We start from the raw sequence: 17,137 nt of genomic DNA, 5'->3' as shown, positions 1-17,137 counted from the left end.
TCAATCATGGGGAAGCTTGCGCAGTACCTCGACAGCATCCTCGTACACCCTGCCAAGCACCTCGTCTCGAGGTTTGTGTTCCGCCAGCAGATCGGCGTCTTCTCTATGCCCCACATACTCAAGGAGGGTCGCGGCCTTGATGATGCGGATAGCCTCTGGTGCAGCGGCCATGCTCCGGGCCACCTCGCGCAGCACGGTGCGAGCCTTGAATGGGAGCGCGGGAAAGAGGCGCTCGCGATGCAGGAGCAGCAGGGTGAAGAGGCGATCACAGAAACGCCGTTCCTGCCCCTTGCGTGTAGATGCCACTTCGATGATGGACCCGGCCAGGAAGATGAATGAGGGGAGCAAAGGGACCAGTTCATCTGGCACCTCCTCATCCAGCATGGTCAGGACCTTGGTTTTTTGCTCGACAGGCACTGATTCATCCTCGATCCACGCTCGCAGCTGTTCCGGGGAACTCTCCAGCAAGCGGAGGAGGGCTTGCAGGCCCTCGGAGGCGGGTGGGGCGATCCTCTCCAGTGCCTCGCGAACAGCGTGGATCATCTCTGGATGACGCTTGCGCCAGATTGCGTAGGTCAAGTCATCCACATCGGACGCCACTGGCTTGCCAGCGGCTAGTCGATTCAGCCTGCGCACGAGAGTTGCCCTCGCGCTAGCGCTTTTGAGGTGACTGAGTGTCTGGGTGATGACTTGCACGACTGACGAGGCGTCGTGGTCCCCTCGTGACTCCTCCAGGAGGAGTTGCTGCTCCAATCGTTTGGCGCTCGTGGAACCACCCAGCTCGCCCAGGCCGAAGGCCGCTGCCTGGCGTACCTTCCCGTCGGGAGACTGGAGCATGTGTTCCAGAACGCGCTGCGCTCTTCTGGGCTGCGCCTCGCGCAATGTCGCTACCAGGGTGCGCGCCCTCTCCTGTTCTCCCCAGTGGAAGGCGTCAACCAGCTCTGCCTGCCATTGCTCCAAGTCGATTTCCCGCGCCATGTGTCGATCCAGAATCCTGGCTATGGGTATTGAACTCCGGGAGGCACATACCGCCGGACGAGCGTTCCATTGAGCAGGTAAAGCTCGTGAATGGCATCCGGGTCTGCTCGGCACATGGCTTCAAACGCATCCAGCTCACGCCGCAGGTCCTTCGCACTAGAAACATAGTTGGTATTGTGTCGTACACCATCGGGGCGTAGCGAGGACGCATCGGGCTTGCGGAAGCGTGTGCCCTTCACGGGTCTGGTATCGAAGACACGATCACCTGCGGAATCCCTCTGGACCTTGTTCTTATCGAGCCTGGTATGTCCGGCGCTCTCCCTGGAAGCGAGCTCATCCTCAATGGCTTCATTGTGGGGTGGGTTGCTCCGAGTATGCGGAGGTCCATAGCGGGTTGAGAGCGCCGGGCTTCTGCCACTGGAACTGCTCGCCATGGAGCACACGCCCATGTTGACGCAGGTGGACGAGATGGCGAGGTCTGCCGAGACTCCGGTGACAACAATCGTTCCATCCGCCACCACCTGCGCCGTGCTGACTGTTCCTACCGAGGCTCCTCTTGCCAGGGCTGCGCTCCAGGAACGAACCTCTCCGGCAATGCCCCCAGCCGGGACATCCGGAAGCAGACGCCCCATCCCCATGGTGGCCACCAACACCACCACCCGGAAGCCCACGCCCCCTATTGCTGCTCCGAAGTGCTCCGAGGCCGCCTCCAGTTGCGCTGGCGACCTCGCCGCCTGCGCCTCCTGGTGAAGCCGCAGACACGCCTGTGCCACGCGCGCCAACTCCACCAACCCCACCACCATCGCCAACCTGACCGTCAACGTCGCCGCGAATGCTTTTGAGAAGAGGGGCTCGGGCATGAGCCACGCGGAGAAATACAGCATGACGGACAGGTACACGCCGTGGATGAAGAGTGGCGAATTGAAGAGTTCCTCGGCTGCTTCTCGGACGCCCTCGCCCATGAAGCGAGGAGACATCTTCAAGGCGGCCCACAGAGGACTCCCCTCGGCGGAATCCGGCAGTGGCAACACGCCAGACCCGAATCCGGCGAGAAACTCCTTGCGCACCTGTAACTGGAACTGCTGGGTGGCATATTGCGGCGGGTGCCTCGGGCCAGCCACCTCCAACAGGCGGAGGCGAGGTTCGGGAGATGGCTGCACTGCCGTCAGGGTCTCGAGCAGGATGCGCGCTTCCGTAACGCTCAGGGTTCCAAGAGACGGAGGCACAGGGCGCGGAGGCAGGAACACCTTGACGCTCCCGTTCTCCATCGCTCGTATCCCAACAGGAAGAGTGGGAGTCTGGGAGGCTGAGGGGGCGCTGCGGGCACGTACTGCGGAGGGGTGCTCATGCGGTGGTTGATGAGGCGCTGCCTTTTGAGTCGGGCCCTGGGCGTGGGCGGAGCTTGCGGATGGTGAAATCTGCGTCCCTCCTGGAGGCTGCCTGGGCGGGGTGGCACAAGTGGCTGCCAGCAGCGAGAGGCTCACTGCGATGCCAAGACGCAACAGGGAGGGAGGGAGACCCATTAGCCGTGGAGACTACCTCACTCCGCAGTACCTTCGTTTTGGCTGACTGACTGCTGCAGTCAGACTCTCGCGACAACTCCGTTGACACTCACCGGTTTATGGCGCTGGAGCGCCGCTTGGCTGGAGCTGCTCCACCCGCTGCTTCAGCATCGGATCATCCGGCACCGCCAGGCCCAGGGTGACATAGGAGAGCTGGTGCGCGCGCCCGCCGGTGGGAGGCTTTACGTCCAGCTCCGTCTCGAGCTGCCGCAGACGGCCCTCCAGCTCCACGATGGTACGGGTGAGCTCGCCGCGCGTCTGCTCGTCCCGAGCGCTGGCCAGCCGCTCGTGGGCCTGCTGGAGGTTGTTTTCCACGAGGCGCAGCTGCTGGCGGGCCCGCGACCCCGAGCCCAGGTCCACCGAGGGTCCCGGTCCGTCCACGCTCAGCTCCAGTCGCGTCACCTGCTTCCCGAGCTCTCCCGCGGGGAAGACGGCGGTGTGGCTGCCCACCAGCTCGCCAATGCCGATGCCCTTCGCGTCGTGGGACTGCACCACGAAGTCCACCGCGTCCCCGGCCAGCAGGGCCATCTTCACGGCCTGTTGGTAGGGCACCGCTGCCAGCACCACCACCACGTCCACCTTCTTGGTCTGGCGCAGCCGGCGGGCCTCGGCCAGCGCAGTTTCGACCGGCGGACGGCCCTTCAGCCCGGGCTCTCCAGCCGGCGTGCCCTCGGGGGACACTCCCACCACGCCCAGCTTCAGTCCTCCGGCCTCCATCACGGTGGAGGCCGCGAAAGGCGTCTTGCCCGCCTTGTCCACCAGGTTGGCGGACAGCAGCTTCATCTTCTTGCGCCCCCGCGTGGCCTTCTGAAGCCAGGACAGGCCCTGCGACAGGTCGCGCTCTCCCACCGCCATGGCCGCCGTGCCCTGCGCCTCCATCTGCTCGAGCACCAGTTCCGCCCGTTGTTGGAGCAGGGCCTCCTCCCGGTGCGTGGGCTCGCGGAACAGCGCATTGCCCGCGTCCATCAACACCACCGGAAGGCCCCGGGCCCGCTCCGCCTCAAGGGCCGTCTTCCTCCGGGCCAGCCCTCCCTGGGGCTCCTGCTTGCAGCCACACGGGGCAATCTCTCCCCGGTTGTCTCCCGTGAAGAGCAGCACCAGCCGCCGGGGCTCCGCCTGGGCCCCCAGGGGCATCAGCAGCAGCAAGGTCATCACCATCAGTGTGAATCGGGGCTTCACTTCTTCTCCTGGAGAGTCGTTGCGACTGAAACTTGTTTGCCCGTGCAAGCTCGGAATTCTTCCTTAACCTATAACTTGAGATTTGATCATTTTATCGGATTCCTGTAAAAGTCGCGCCTCCCCCTCGGGAAAGGCGGCGTTTCAATGCGTACGATTTTCGGGAAGACGGTTGTGGCTTTCGGTGCGCTCGCGGCGATGACCGGCTGCGGCCCCATTGATGAGGCGGAGCGGTCCTCTGACATGGTGGACGCGGAGGCGGTGGCGGACCCCCGCAACTGCGGCAACCCTGATTTCGAGCCCGAGGAGGTTGCGCGGATCGAGGCCCACTTCGAGGCGGAGCAGGTGAAGAAGGCGATGGCCGGGCAGGTGCACGCCATGGCCGTCTCCATCCCCGTGTACTTCCACGTCATCCGCGACTCGAACGGCAACGGCGGGGTGACCACGACGCAGATCAACAACCAGATCACCGTCCTGAACAACGCCTACGCGTCGGCCGGCTTCAGCTTCTATCTGGCGGGGACGGACTACACCAACAACTCCACGTACTACACCTGCACGGGCGGTACCTGCGAAACGAACATGAAGAACGCCCTGCGCAAGGGCACCGCCACCGCGCTCAACTTCTACACCAACAACATGGGCGGCGGCCTGCTCGGTTGGGCCACCTTCCCCTGGAGCTACGCCAGCAACCCGAAGAAGGACGGCGTGGTGGTGCTCCAGAGCTCGCTGCCCGGCGGCTCGTCCACCAACTACAACCAGGGCGACACCGGCACCCACGAGGTCGGCCACTGGATGGGCCTGTACCATACGTTCCAGGGCGGCTGCACCAGCCCCGGTGACAGCGTGAACGACACGCCGTACGAGGCCTCGTCGGCCTCCGGGTGCCCCACCGGCCGCGACACGTGTACCTCGACCGGCGTGGATCCCATCACCAACTTCATGGACTACACCTACGACTCCTGCATGAACACGTTCAGCGCGGGGCAGAACAGCCGCATGAACAGCATGTGGACCTCGTACCGCGCGGGCAAGTAGTCGCCCCGGACCGGCACACTTCTCGTTCCGGACATGAGCAGCGGGCCTCCCACGCGCGTGGGGGCCCGCTGTTTGTCTTTGGCGTTTCAGCCCAGCATCCGGTAGATGCTGATATCCAGCTGGCTGCGCACCAGCCCCAGGAGGCTCTCCATCTCGAGGGAGCCCTGCTTCAGCCGAGAGGACAGCTCCGCACGGACGCGCTCGAGCAGCTGCTCGCGGGCACTGGCGACCTTGCGCGCCACGCCGGAGCGTGAGTCGCCGTACATCACCGCGAGCCGGTCCATGGTGAGGCCATGGAAGTGGTGCAGGCGCAGCAGGGTGCGATCTCTCTCGGAGAGCGCCGCCACCGCCTTCTGGAGCACCTCGACGAGGTGTTGGCGCGCGTCCTCGCGGAGCAGCTCGTGCTCCGGGTTGCCCGAGGCCAGCATCCGCGCGAACGCCTCCGGGGGCTCGGTGACGAGGAGCTCGCGCCCGTTGCGGTCCACCAGCTCGCCGGCAATGCGTGCGGCGGTGATGCTCACCCAGGTCAGCAGCGGCCCCCGGCCCCCGTAGCTCTCAATCTTGGGAGGCGCCTCCTCGGTGCCCACCAGCAGCCGCTCGCGGAGCACCTGCAGCACCTCCTCCACCATGCTCGGTGACAACGCCCCGAGCCGGGCGGGGATGTACCGGAGGATGTTCTGCTCGAAGGCCCGGAGGGCCGCGGGCTCCCCGGTGGCGCAGGCGCACGCGAGGTACAGGTCGGCACCGTGGAGGATGCGCATCACCTCCGAGGCTTTTCCCGCGGGCAGGTGCCGGGCCAGGTGTCGCACGAAGGCCTCGACTGGGAGCGACACCGTGGGCCACGCGGCCCGGGCCGCCTCGACGTGCTTGCGCAGCAGCGCCTCGAGCCCCTCCACGGCCTCCAGCTCCGCGCGCTGCGCCTGTGGCACGTGCTCCCGCAGCAGCGCTGCCAGGGCGTCTGTCTTTCGTTCCTCGCTCATCGCTTCCCCTCACGCCGCTGCCAGGCGAGCACCTTCTGGAGATCCATCTGGCCCCGGACGCCCACGGACTCCAGCCGCGTCCGGGCTTCCTCGGCCATGGCGAGCGCACGCGCCCGGTCCGGAGCGGAGCGCTGTTCCAGGAGCGCCCGGGCCAGCACGAAGGCGGTCTTGCTGACAGCCAGCGGGTCTCTGCGTTTGCCCTCCTGGGTGTGTATGTGCCAGGCGCGCTCGAGGAGCGGTACGGCCTTGTCCGTGGCGCCCAGCGCCAGATACGCCTCCCCGGTACAGGTCAGGGCTTGGGCACCGTCCTGGGACTCCAAGCCATCGGCCTTCTCGGTGACCTTCCGCGCACGCTCGCAGTACTCGAGCGCCTCCTTCGGAGCTCTGGTTTCAAGGGCCACCTCGGCCAGGGGGAGTAGCACCGGCACCGCGCCCGCCCCATCCGGGCCTTGCGACTTCTCTATCCGCTTCAGCGCGTCCAGCAGATCGCGCCGTGCCTCGGGGTAGTGAGCCGAGAACAGGTTCGCATACCCCCGGATCATCAGGGGCAGGGTGGCGCGTGGTGTGTCCGGGCCCATCGAACGTTGGATGCGCTCCAGGGCGTCGGTGGTGAGGGCGATCGTCTTGTCGTGCTGGCCCGCCTCGCCGTACACCATTGCTTGCTCCACGAGCGTTTGGACGACCGTGAAGTGGTTGGGTCCACGGGCGCCCTCGAAGATGGGGCGCGCCCGCTCGAGCATGGAGCGCGCCTCGTCCAGCTTGCCTTCGACGCGCAGGTGCACGGCGAGGCCCAGGAGCAGGGTCGCGAGGACGGTGTGCTCCGGGACGGGAGCCGCCTCCTGGAGGGCCAGGCCTTTGCGCAGCATGTCGACGGCCTCGGCGCGCCGGCCCACCTGATGGTAGGCCGAGGCGACTCTGTCGTAGGAAACCGCGAGGGCCGGGTTGTCAGCGCCCAGCAGGCGCTTACGCATCTCGAGGGCCTGGAGGTGGAGCTCCAGCGACTCCTCGTTGCGGTGCTGGCGCATGCGGAGCCGGCCGAGCACGTGGAGGAGGCTGGCCGTGCGGAGGCTGTCCGGACCATCCCTCCTGCGCGAGAACTCCAGGCCCTGGAGCGCCTCTTGCTCCGCCTCGGCGAGCTTGCCTTGCTGATCTCTCAGCGAAGCCAGGCGGATGTGCAGCCCCGTCGTGATGTCCGGGAAGCGCTCGCGCCCCAGTCGCTCAACGGCGGCCTGGGCGTGACGGACGAGCTTCTCCGCGTCCGCGGTGCGGGACAGCGACTCGCCCACCACCCAGATGAGCTCCAACCAGGCGCGCGCCACGGTCTCGTCGTCACGCCCGGCCTCGGCGGCCCACAGGGCCTGGTAGAGGAACTCCTCCGCTTCCTTCGGTTTGTCGTTCTGCCCGTGGATCGTGCCGTGGGTCAGGAGCACCTCCGCCGCCAGGGGCTTGAAGTCGAGCCCCTTGAGCTCCTCGAGGAGGGACGACGTCACCGCGAGGCCGTCGGAGAACCGGCGCGACACGAGATAGGCCTGGGCTTGAGCCAGCTTCTGCCGTGCCTCATCCACCCGTGGGCGGAGGTCGTCGGGGGGCTGAGGGCGGCTGGAGAGTCCAGGCGAGTCCCGGCAGCCGGCGAGCCCCTCGAGGGAGGCCGTCAGTTGGGGCGCGTTCTGCACCGTCAGCGCGTCCGCCTTCTCGAGCACCTCGGTGGTGGCGGCGAGCTGCCAGAGTCGCGTGTCGAGGCACGCGGCGGTCTGCCAGGAGGAGGCGTTCGAGGTGTCACGGCCTGCGGCCACGCAGGCCTCGGTGCGCAGCGTGCGCCACTGGTCGGCGTAGGCGTCCAGCGCGGACGAGAGGCGCTCCCAGGCCGGAGCGGCGTAGGGGGCGCCCGTGGCGAGGAAGGCGGCACGCACCCGCTCGCGCCGCGAGGGGCTCCAGGCCGCGGCGAGCTTCTCCACCTCCTGCTCGCAGCGCGCCTCGCGCCGTTGGGTCACTCCGTAGGCGGCAAGGGCGCCCAGCACGCCGGCCACGGTGGCCGCGGCGACTACGCGCGTGACTATCCGCCGGGGAGGGTTGAGGGCTGAGAGCAGGGGCTCCATGGAGGGGAAGCGCTCGTCGGGATTGGCTTTCAGTCCCCGGAGCACCGCGCGCCGCACCCAGGCGGGCACCTTCACCTCGCGCGCGGGCGGAGTCACCTGGCCCTGCTGTATGGCGTCGGCCAGCTCCCGCAGGGTGTCACCCTGAAAGGGACGCACGCCGAAGAGGGCCTCGTAGAGCGCGACGCAGAAGCTGAACTCGTCGGAGCGAGCGTCGGCGCGCTGGCCGCGCAGCAACTCCGGGGCGAGGTAGGCGGGCGTACCCAGCACGGAGCCCGTTCGGGTGAGGGGGCTGGTGGGTGTGGCAGGGGCCTCGGGGCTCGCCCGCGGAGAGGGGCCGTCCTCCTGGTGGAGCAGGCGGGCGATGCCGAAGTCCGTGACGTACACCCGACCGTCCCGGCTCAGCAGGGCGTTGGCGGGCTTGAAGTCGCGGTGCACCAGGCCGGCGGCGTGAGCGGCGGCCAGTCCCCGTCCGGCGTCGAGGAAGACGCGCAGCACCTCGCGCCAGGGGTGAGGCGCTTTCATCCACTCGGCCAGGGTGGAGCCGTCCACCAGCTCCATGGCGAGGAAGATGCCGTCGCCATGGGGGCCCACGTCATAGAGGGTGACGACGTTGGGGTGGGAGAGGCGGGCCAGGGACTGAGCCTCGCGCAGAAGCCGCTGTTGCAATTCCTCGCGGTGGTGTCCTTCAGGACGCAGCACCTTGAGGGCGACGCGGCGGCCCAGCTCCGGGTCATCCGCGGAGTAAACGACGCCCATGGCGCCGGAGCCGAGGCGCTCGCGCACCACGTAACGGGAGACGGAGGAGCCGGGGGCCAGCAGCGGCGGGGAGAGCGCGTCGGCGAGGGCCTCCGAAGGGCTGACGAGGGCCCGAGCACCCTCACCCGCGGCCAGCACCCACTGGCAGTCGGCACAGTGCTCCACGTGAGCCAGGACTGCACCTCTGTGCTCCTCGGAGAGCACTCCCGCCAGGAAGTCGCTCAGCGTCGTTTCTTGGGGGCACGTCTTCAAGGGGTGGGATTCCACGAGGAGTTCTTGTTTTCCAATGTCTCAGAGGCAGAGGGGGGCCGCGCGAGCGACCGAAAGATTTTTTGGGACGCCGACCGGGTCATTTCCTCTTTTACCCCCGAATGCTCCAGGGTGAGCCCTGGCTGTTTCACGCACGGAGTGGAGATGAGCCTGCCTGAATTTTTGAAGTCCGCTGGTATCCCTCGCCCCGTCGCTCCTTCCTCACCGGCCGCGGCCGTGCATGTCTTTCCCATGGAGAGCGTGGATGCATGCCCCACGGTCCCGCCCCTCGCTCAGCGCTTCCCCTCACGCCGCTGCCAGGCGAGCACCTTCTGGAGACCCATCTGGCCCCGGTCGCCCAAGGACTCCAGCCGCGTCCGGGCCTCCTCGGCCATCGCGAGCGCACGCGCCCGGTCCGGGGAGGGGCGCGTTTCCATGAGCGCTCGGGCCAGCACATAGGCTGTTTTGGCGGTACCCAACGGGTCTCCGAGTTCACCGTTTTGGGTGAGTATGCTCCAGGCGCGCTCGAGGAGCGGTACGGCCTTGTCCGCGGCGCCCAGCTCCACATACGCCTCTCCGGTACAGGTCAGGGCGCTGGCTCCCTCCTCGGACTCCGCGCTCTGGGCCTTCTCGGTGAGCTTCCGCGCACGCTCGCAGTACTCGAGTGCCTCCTTCGGCGCCTTGGTTTCAAGGGCCACCTCGGCCAGGGGGAGTAGCACCGGCACCGCGCCCGCCCCATCCGGGCCTTGAGACTTCTCTATCCGCTTCAGTGCGTCCAGCAGATCGCGCCGTGCCGCGGGGTAGCGAGCCGAAAACAGGTTCGCATACCCCCGGATCATCAGGGGCAGGGTGGCGCGCGGTGTGTCCGGGCCCATCGAAAGGTGGATGCGCTCCAGGGCGTCGGTGGTGAGGGTGATCGTCTTGTCGTGCTGGCCCGCATCGCCGTACACCATCGCTTGCTCCACGATTGTCTGGACGACCGTGAAGTGGTTGGGTCCACGGGCGCCCTCGAAGATGGTGCGCGCCCGCTCGAGCAGGGGCTTTGCCTCCTCCAGTTGGCCCTGGGCGCGCAGGTTCACGGCGAGGCCCAGGAGCAGGGTCGCGAGGACGGTGTGCTCCGGGACGGGAGCCACCTCCTGGAGGGCCAGGGCTCTGCGCTGGATGTCGATGGCCTCGGCGCGCCGGCCCAGCTGCGTGTAGGTCGAGGCGACTCTGTCGTAGGAGGCGATGAGGGCCGGGTTGTCGGGGCCTAGCAGGCGCTTGTTCATCTCGAGGGCCTGGAGATGGAGCTCCAGTGCCTCCTCATAGCGGTGCTGGGTAAAGCGGATCCGGCCGAGCACGTGGAGGAGGCTGGCCGTGCGGAGGCTGTCCGGGCCATCCCTCCTGCGCGAGAACTCCAGGCCCTGGAGCGTCTCCTGCTCCGCCTCGGCGAGCTTTTCTTGCTGATCTCTCAGCGAAGCCAGGCGGATGTGCAGTTCCGTCGTGATGTCCGGGAAGCGCTCGCGCCCCAGTCGCTCAACGGCGGCCTGGGCGTGACGGACGAGCTTCTCCGCGTCCGCGGTGCGGGACAGCGACTCGCCCACCACCCAGATGAGCTCCAACCAGGCGCGCGCCACGGTCTCGTCGTCACGCCCGGCCTCGGCGGCCCACAACGCCTGGTAGAGGAACTCCTCCGCTTCCTTCGGTTTGTCGTTCTGCCCGTGGATCGTGCCGTGGGTCAGGAGCACCTCCGCCGCCAGGGGCTTGTAGTCGAGCCCCTTGAGCTCCTCGAGGAGAGACGACGTCACCGCGAGGGCGTCGGGGTAGCGGCGCGCCGCGATGTGAGCCCGGGCCTGGGCGAGCTTGTGTCGTGCCGCATCCACGCGGGGGCGGAGGTCGTCGGGGGGTTGAGGGCGGCTGGAGAGGCCGGGAGAGTCCCGGCAGCCGGCGAGCCCCTCGAGGGAGGCCATGAGTTGGGGCGCGTTCTGCACCGTCAGCACGTCCGCCTTCTCCAGAACCTCGGTGGTGGCGGCGAGCTGCCAGAGGCGCGTGTCGAGGCATGCGGCCGTCTGCCAGGAGGAGGCGTTCGAGGTGTCACGGCCCGCGGCGAGGCAGGCCTCGGTCCGCAGTGTGCGCCACTGGTCTGCGTAGGCGTCCAGCGCGGACGAGAGGCGCTCCCAGGCCGGAGCGGCGTAGGGGGCGCCGGTGGCGAGGAAGGCGGCACGTACCCGCTCACGTCGCGCGGGGCTCCAGGCGGCCGCGAGCTTCTCCACCTCCTGCTCGCAGCGAGCCTCACGCCGTTGCGTCACCCCGTAGGCGGCAAGGGCGCCCAGCACGCCGGCCGCGGTGGCCGCGGCCACCACGCGCGTGAGCATCCGCCGGGGCGGGTTGAGGGCCGACAGCAGGGACTCCATGGAGGGGAAGCGCTCGTCGGGATTGGCGCGTAGCCCCCGGAGCACCGCGCGCCGTACCCAGGAAGGCACCTTCACCTCGCGCTCGGGGGGAGTCACCCGGCCCTGCTGCACGGCATCGGCCAGCTCCCGCAGGGTGTCACCCTGAAAGGGACGCAGGCCGAAGAGGGCCTCGTAGAGGGCCACGCAGAAGCTGAACTCGTCGGAGCGAGCGTCGGCGCGCTGGCCGCGCAGCAACTCCGGAGCGAGGTAGGCGGGCGTACCCAGCACGGAGCCCGTTCGGGTGAGGGGGCTGGTGGGGGTGGCAGAGGCCTCGGGGCTTACCTGCGGCGAGGGGCCGTCCTCCTGGTGGAGCAAGCGGGCGATGCCGAAGTCCGTGACGTACACCCGGCCATCGCGCCCCAGCAGGACGTTGGCGGGCTTGAAGTCGCGGTGGACCAGGCCGGCGGAGTGCGCGGCGGCCAGTCCGCGCCCGGCGTCGAAGAAGACGCGGAGCACGTCGCGCCAGGGACGAGGGTGTTTCATCCACTCGGCCAGGGTGGTGCCGTCCACCAGCTCCATGGCGAGGAAGATGCCGTCGCCGTAGGTGCCCACGTCATAGAGGGTGACGACGTTGGGGTGGGAGAGGCGGGCGAGGGACTGGGCCTCGCGTAAAAGCCGCTGCTGCAATTCCTCGCGGTGGTGTCCTTCAGGACGTAGCACCTTGAGGGCGACGCGGCGGCCCAGCTCCGGGTCATCCGCGGAGTAAACGACGCCCATGGCGCCGGAGCCGAGGCGCTCGCGCACCACGTAACGGGAGACGGAGGAGCCGGGGGCCAGCAGGGGCGGGGAGCGTTCCTCGGCGAGCGCCTCTGAGGGGCTAGCGAGGGCCTGAGCACCCTCACCCGCGGCCAGCACCCACTGGCAGTCGGCACAGTGCTCCACGTGCGCCAGGACGTGAGCCCTGTGTTGCTCGGAGAGCAACCCCGCCAGGAAGTCGCTCAGCGTCGTTTCTTGGGGGCACGTTTTCATGGGGTGAGAGTTCGTGAGGCGTACGTGGTGTCCGGTGTGTCAGAGGCGTGGCACGGTGGTAACGCACGCGCGCGACCGAAATATCTTTTTTGGGACGCGCGTCGGGTCATTCCCTCTTTTACCCCCGAAAGCCCGGAGCAGCCCTTGCTTGGTTGCCACACGCACGGAGTGGAGATGCGCCTGCCTGAATTTTTGAAGCCTGCTGGTACCTCCGCCGCAAACTCCCTCTCCCCCTGGGAGAGGGTCGGGGTGAGGGTATTTCAGCTCCGTGTTCCTCGCCCCGCTGCGAATCGCGGGACGTCCGTGCCGCATCGCCGCCCGCTGTCTCGCGCACCCGTGTGATGACGCACTCCAGGGGGAAGCCCCTCACTGCTGGCACGGCCGTGCCATGGCCCTGTCTGTTCTAGCCATCGCTTGTCAGTTCGTTGGAAGTGTCATGGGGCAGTGGGAGCCTTTGCTTATGTCAAAGGCTTGCGGGGTCGCGGCGCGGCCGTGCATGTCTTTGTCTGCGTTTCCTGTCGGCCCATCGAAAATGACATGAAAATCAATGGAGGAAACATCTGTTAGCCTCCGCTCGACAAAGAAATATCGATTCCAGCCAGGGAGGGATTAACCATGGGGCATGTGGCACCAGCCAGTGGTGGTTCTGGCAAGTCAGGGGTGAATACAGTCAATAACGGGAGTGGCGCCGATTGAATTCGTCCGAGCGCGCGTCGGCGCGCTGGCCCTGCGGCAACTCCGGAGCGAGGTGGCGAACCATTCCTGCCTCGGAACGAACTCAACGGTAGCATGCAACACTTTATTCGTGGGGCCGATAAATAGAGCAGTTGTCAGCCTTTCTCGCTTCCCCTCTCACTCTCATCTCTGGAGATTTCAATATCAACAGTGCCCCAATCCTTCCTGTGCTTTGACCGTAACCGGATTTTCCCTCTCACCGTATCACCATGCGCACACGATGTGCGCTAATAAGGAGACGACGATGTCCAGGCTACTCCCTCCTGATTACCCCGCACGCCCCACCCCTCCCAAGCATAAGCCTCCCACGAAACCAAGCAAGCCAAAGGAGCCAAAAAGTCCCGGTGGCAACAGCATGACGTCCAGTCCGGGGAGCGCGTCCAAAGCCAAAGCCAAAGCCAACACCGACCGCCATCGGGACACGTTCGAGCTGCCAATTCGCCCCCGGCCGGCGCACCGCACCTGACGGTACTCGCCTGGGTTGGGCATTGACGGAGCCCCAGGCTGGCGGCCCAGTCACCCTCGCGGTGATTGGGCCGTTTCCATTCCAGCGGTTCCACACCAGCGCTGATATGGCGAAGGCGACGTCCCTTCGCACCGCGGCACAGACCGCATCACGGAATTTTGAGATTGAGGTCTCGACTCCGCGTGAACTGGAGCGGCGCCTCTTAGCGCTTCCCCTCACGCCGCTGCCATGCGAGCACCTTCTGGAGATCCATCTGGCCCCGGACGCCCACGGACTCCAGCCGCGTCCGGGCTTCCTCTGCCATCGCGAGCGCACGTGCCCGGTCTGGGGAGGGGCGCGTTTCCATGAGCGCTCGGGCCAGCACGAAGGCGGTCTTGCTGACGACCAACGGGTCTCCGTGTTTGCCCTCTTGGTTGAGGATGTGCCAGGCGCGCTCGAGGAGCGGTACGGCTTTGTCCGTGGCGCCCAGCGCCAGATACGCCTCCCCGGTACAGGTCAGGACGCTGGCTCCCTCCTCGGACTCCAAGCCATCGGCCTTCTCGGTGAGCTTCCGCGCACGCTCGCAGTGCTCGAGCGCCTCCTTCGGAGCTCTGGTTTCAAGGGCCACCTCGGCCAGGGGGAGTAGCACCGACACCGCGCCCGCCCCATCTGGGCCTTGTGACTTCTCCATCCGCTTCAGCGCGTCCAGCAGGTCGCGCCGTGCCTGGGGGTAGTGAGCCGAGAACAGGTTCGCATACCCCCGGATCATCAGTGGAAAGGTGGCGCGCGGTGTCTCCGGGCCCATCGAACGTTGGATACGCTCCAGGGCCTCGGTGGTGAGGGCGATCGTCTTGTCGTGTTGGCCCGCATCGCCGTACACCATCGCTTGCTCCACGATTGTCTGGACGACCATGAAGTGATTGGGTCCACGGGCGCCCTCGAAGAGGGTGCGCGCCCGCTCGAGCAGGGGCTTTGCCTCCTCCAGTTGGCCCTGAGCGCGCAGGTCCACGGCGAGGTTCAGGAGCAGGCCCGCGAGGACGGTGTTTTCGGGGACGGGAGCCGCCTCCTGGAGGGCCAGGGCTCTGCGCTGGATGTCGATGGACTCGGCGCGCCGGCCCAACCGCGAGTAGGCCGAGGCGACTCTGTCGTAGGAAACGATGAGGGCCGGGTTGTCGGGGCCCAGCAGGCGCTTGTTCATCTCGAGGGCCTGAAGGTGGGACTCCAGCGACTCCTTATAGCGGTGCTGGGTAAAGCGGATCCGGCCGAGCACATGGAGGAGGCTGGCCGTACGGAGGCTGTCCGGGCCATTCCTCCTGCGCGAGAACTCCAGGCCCTGGAGCGCCTCTTGCTCCGCCTCGGCGAGCTTTTCTTGCCGATCTCTCAGCGAAGCCAGGCGGAGATGCAGTTCCGTCGTGATGTCCGGGAAGCGCTCGCGCCCCAGTCGCTCAACGGCGGCCTGGGCGTGACGGACGAGCTTCTCCGCGTCCGCGGGTCGGGACAGCAACTCGCCCACCACCCAGATGAGCTCCAACCAGGCGCGCGCCACGGTCTCGTCGTCACGCCCGGCCTCGGCAGCCCATAGCGCCTGGTAGGTGAAATCCTCCGCCTCCTTCGGTTTGTCGTTCTCCCCGAGGCTCGTGCCGTGGGTCAGGAGCACTTCCGCCGTCAGGGGCTTGTAGTCGAGCCCCTTGAGCTCCTCGAGGAGAGCCGACGTCACCGCGAGGGCGTCGGGGTAGCGGCGCGCGACGATGTGAGCCCGGGCCTGGGCGAGCTTGTGTCGTGCCGCATCCACGCGGGGGCGGAGGTCGTCGGGCGGCTGAGGGCGGCTGGAGAGGCCGGGAGAGTCCCGGCAGCCGGCGAGCCCCTCGAGGGAGGCCGTCAGTTGGGGCGCGTTCTGCACCGTCAGCACATCCGCCTTCTCCAGAACCTCGGTGGTGGCGGCGAGCTGCCAGAGGCGCGTGTCGAGGCACGCGGCGGTCTGCCAGGCGGTGGCGTTCGAGGTGTCACGGCCTGCGGCCAGGCAGGCCTCGGTCCGCAGCGTGCGCCACTGGTCTGCGTAGGCATCCAACGCCGCCGAGACCCGCTCCCAGGCGGACGCGGAGTAGGGGGCGCCGGTGGCGAGGAAGGCGGCACGCACCCGCTCACGCCGCGAGGGGCTCCAGGCGGCCGCGAGCTTCTCCACCTCCTGCTCGCAGCGCACCTCGCGACGTTGCGTCACCCCGTAGGCGGCAAGGGCGCCCAGAACGCTGGCCGCGGTGGCCGCGGCCACCACGCGCATGAGCATCCGCCGGGGAGGGTTGAGGGCTGAGAGCAGGGGCTCCATGGAGGGGAAGCGCTCGTCGGGATTGGCGCGTAGCCCCCGGAGCACCGCGCGCCGCACCCAGGAAGGCACCTTCACCTCGCGCTCCGGTGGAGACACCTGGCCCTGCTGCATGGCGTCGGCCAGCTCCCGCAGGGTGTCTCCCTGGAAGGGACGCAGGCCAAAGAGGGCCTCGTAGAGGGCCACGCAGAAGCTGAACTCGTCGGAGCGAGCGTCGGCGCGCTGGCCGCGCAGCAACTCCGGAGCGAGGTAGGCGGGCGTGCCCAGCACGGAGCCCGTTCGGGTGAGGGGGTTGGTGGGGGTGACAGGGGCCTCGGGGCTCACCGGCGGAGAGGGGCCGTCCTCCTGGTGGAGGAGACGGGCGATGCCGAAGTCCGTGACGTACACCCGGCCATCGCGCCCCAGCAGGACGTTGGCGGGCTTGAAGTCGCGGTGCACCAGACCGGCGGCGTGAGCGGCGGCCAGTCCGCGCCCGGCGTCGAGGAAGACGCGGAGAACGTCGCGCCAGGGACGAGGGTGTTTCATCCACTCGGCCAGGGTGGAGCCGTCCACCAACTCCATGGCGAGGAAGATGCCGTCGCCGTAGGTGCCCACGTCATAGAGGGTGACGACGTTGGGATGGGAGAGGCGAGCCAGGGACTGGGCCTCGCGCAGCAGCCGCTGCTGCAGCTCCTCGCGGTGGTGTCCTTCAGGACGCAGCACCTTGAGGGCGACGCGGCGGCCCAGCTCCGGGTCATCCGCGGAGTAAACGACGCCCATGGCGCCGGAGCCGAGGCGCTCACGCACCACGTAACGGGAGACGGAGGAGCCGGGGGCCAGCAGCGGCGGGGAGAGCGTGTCGGCGAGAGCCTCCGAAGGGCTGACGAGGGCCGCCGGAGCGCCATCACCCGCGGCCAGCACCCACTGGCAGTCGGCACAGTGCTCCACGTGAGCCAGGACGTGGCCTCTGTGCTCCTCGGAGAGCAACCCCGCCAGGAAATCACTCAGCGTCGTTTCTTGGGGGCACGTTTTCATAGGGTGAGAGTTCGCCACGCGAGCGACCGAAAGATTTTTTGGGACGCGCGTCGGGTCATTCCCTCTTTTACCCCCGAAAGCCCGGAGCAGCCCTTGCTTGGTTGCCGTACGCGCGGAGTGGAGATGCGTCTGCCTGAATTTTTGAAGCCTGCTGGTACCTCCGCTCTGTTGCCGCTGCCGCACGGGCCAGGCTCCCGCCCAAGGTGTGACGGGAATCCCGTAGAGGAGACGTGCACATCCTCCCTCTCCCTCTGGGAGAGGGTCGGGGTGAGGGTATTTCAGCTCCGTGTTCCTCGCCCCGCTGCGAATCGCGGGACGTCCGTGCCGCATCGCCGCCCGCTGTCTCGCGCACCCGTGTGATGACGCACTCCAGGGGGAAGACGAAGA

8 protein-coding genes are annotated in these 17,137 nt (G+C 67.7%); 1 reads left to right on the top strand and 7 read right to left on the bottom strand.

From position 1 onward, the window contains the following. From F0U60_RS47255 to F0U60_RS47245, 3 genes are all read right to left on the bottom strand, one after another. A complete protein-coding gene (locus F0U60_RS47255; protein ID WP_395810485.1) occupies window positions 1–978 on the bottom strand; it encodes a hypothetical protein in 978 nt (325 codons plus the stop codon). A 20-nt stretch (window positions 979–998) separates the two neighbouring features. Continuing rightward, window positions 999–2,246, bottom strand: coding sequence for a hypothetical protein (locus tag F0U60_RS47250; RefSeq protein WP_395810483.1), 1,248 nt, complete (start codon window positions 2,244–2,246; stop codon window positions 999–1,001). A gap of 351 nt (window positions 2,247–2,597) precedes the next feature. Continuing rightward, window positions 2,598–3,719 (bottom strand): 5'-nucleotidase, encoded by a 1,122-nt coding sequence (locus F0U60_RS47245; protein ID WP_395810481.1) that lies wholly within the window; start codon window positions 3,717–3,719, stop codon window positions 2,598–2,600. A gap of 144 nt (window positions 3,720–3,863) precedes the next feature. Between F0U60_RS47245 and F0U60_RS47240 the strand changes: the two genes are divergently transcribed. Next, complete coding sequence (locus tag F0U60_RS47240; protein WP_395810479.1) at window positions 3,864–4,754, top strand: zinc metalloprotease; 891 nt, start codon at window positions 3,864–3,866, stop codon at window positions 4,752–4,754. Between the two features lie 86 nt (window positions 4,755–4,840). Here the strand turns inward: F0U60_RS47240 and F0U60_RS47235 are convergent, their stop codons facing one another. The 4 genes from F0U60_RS47235 to F0U60_RS47220 form a co-directional block, all read right to left on the bottom strand. Continuing rightward, window positions 4,841–5,734 (bottom strand): RNA polymerase subunit sigma-70, encoded by an 894-nt coding sequence (locus F0U60_RS47235; protein WP_395810477.1) that lies wholly within the window; start codon window positions 5,732–5,734, stop codon window positions 4,841–4,843. Then, window positions 5,731–8,838 carry a tetratricopeptide repeat protein gene (locus F0U60_RS47230; protein ID WP_395810475.1) on the bottom strand — a complete coding sequence of 1,036 codons (3,108 nt, stop codon included), beginning with the start codon at window positions 8,836–8,838 and terminating at the stop codon, window positions 5,731–5,733. The genes F0U60_RS47235 and F0U60_RS47230 overlap by 4 nt, the downstream gene beginning before the upstream one ends. A 290-nt stretch (window positions 8,839–9,128) precedes the next feature. After that, the gene (locus F0U60_RS47225) at window positions 9,129–12,236 is read right to left on the bottom strand and encodes a tetratricopeptide repeat protein (protein ID WP_395810473.1); all 3,108 of its coding nucleotides are present in this window, start codon (window positions 12,234–12,236) and stop codon (window positions 9,129–9,131) included. Window positions 12,237–13,639: 1,403 nt separating this feature from the next. Beyond that, window positions 13,640–16,750, bottom strand: a complete 3,111-nt coding sequence (locus F0U60_RS47220; RefSeq protein ID WP_395810471.1) for a tetratricopeptide repeat protein — start codon at window positions 16,748–16,750, stop codon at window positions 13,640–13,642. Between the last annotated feature and the right edge of the window lie 387 nt (window positions 16,751–17,137).

This window comes from Archangium minus (genome assembly GCF_044360475.1).
Classification (GTDB): domain Bacteria; phylum Myxococcota; class Myxococcia; order Myxococcales; family Myxococcaceae; genus Archangium; species Archangium minus.
The sequence above is the reverse complement of the archived record's forward strand: the minus strand, read 5'-3'. Positions and strand labels throughout refer to the sequence as shown.

Bases quoted from the DNA above. Each gene is read 5' to 3' on its own strand.
- F0U60_RS47250 (WP_395810483.1), bottom strand. From the start codon at position 2,246: ATGGAGAACGGGAGCGTCAAGGTGTTCCTGCCTCCGCGCCCTGTGCCT.
- F0U60_RS47255 (WP_395810485.1), bottom strand. From the start codon at position 978: ATGGCGCGGGAAATCGACTTGGAGCAATGGCAGGCAGAGCTGGTTGAC.
- F0U60_RS47225 (WP_395810473.1), bottom strand. From the start codon at position 12,236: ATGAAAACGTGCCCCCAAGAAACGACGCTGAGCGACTTCCTGGCGGGG.
- F0U60_RS47235 (WP_395810477.1), bottom strand. From the start codon at position 5,734: ATGAGCGAGGAACGAAAGACAGACGCCCTGGCAGCGCTGCTGCGGGAG.
- F0U60_RS47240 (WP_395810479.1), top strand. From the start codon at position 3,864: ATGCGTACGATTTTCGGGAAGACGGTTGTGGCTTTCGGTGCGCTCGCG.
- F0U60_RS47220 (WP_395810471.1), bottom strand. From the start codon at position 16,750: ATGAAAACGTGCCCCCAAGAAACGACGCTGAGTGATTTCCTGGCGGGG.